Origin of the sequence: Saccharothrix sp. ST-888, assembly GCF_000955975.1 — a bacterium.
GTDB lineage: Bacteria > Actinomycetota > Actinomycetes > Streptomycetales > Streptomycetaceae > Kitasatospora.
On the sequence record NZ_JYJF01000992.1, the window covers coordinates 1 to 301 of the forward strand.

A 301-nucleotide genomic window follows, 5' to 3' on the forward strand; every position below is an offset into this window, starting at 1 on the left:
GGACGAGGGCGACGGCGTCGCTGGTGTCCGTGAGGTCGACGGTGGCGTGCGGGGTGTCGGACCCGGTCATGCCGAACTTCCACGCCGCGTTGCCGCTGCCGATGTTGGACGGCTAGAGCTCGATGGTGGTGGCGTTGGTGCCGTCCTGCGAGATGACCACAGCGCCGGAGGCGGTCGCCCTGGCCCAGGCGGTCACGGTGAACGACTGGCTCGTGTTGACGGTGCAACCAGTCGACGTCATGGCGGCGGTGGTGTGGTTGAAGGCCGCGACGGGGGCTGTCTTGCCGTTTACTGTGTCGGG

1 protein-coding gene is annotated in these 301 nt (G+C 68.4%); it reads right to left on the minus strand.

The window, feature by feature from the left end; all coding sequences use genetic code 11:
• Positions 1–112: 112 nt before the first annotated feature.
• The coding region (locus tag UK12_RS44210; protein ID WP_045307313.1) for a hypothetical protein at positions 113–301 on the minus strand (189 nt) is incomplete at its 5' end.